Annotated in this window: 1 pseudogene; it reads left to right on the top strand. The window is 30.6% G+C overall.

What is annotated here, in order from left to right:
* The first annotated feature begins 55 nt into the window (after nucleotides 1-55).
* Nucleotides 56-265, top strand: a pseudogene (locus tag N3F66_15135) (orotate phosphoribosyltransferase).

Raw genomic sequence — 265 nt, 5'->3', positions numbered from 1 at the left:
TCAAGCAATTTGATAAAATGAAGTTATAAAACTAACTAGAGTTTTGAAAGGAGACATTATGAATTATAAGCAACAATTTATTGAATTTATGGTAAAGGCTAATGTTCTTACTTTTGGTGACTTTGTTACTAAAAGTGGCCGTAGAACACCTTACTTCGTCAATACTGGTAATTATAAGACGGGATAACAGATATCAAAATTGGGTGATTTCTATGCTGAATGTATAAGAAGTAATATAGGCAAAGAATTTGATGCCTTATACGGT

This window comes from Spirochaetota bacterium, assembly GCA_026414805.1.
In the GTDB taxonomy this organism is placed as follows: domain Bacteria; phylum Spirochaetota; class UBA4802; order UBA4802; family UB4802; genus UBA4802.
This window is presented reverse-complemented; position numbering and strand designations above follow the sequence as displayed.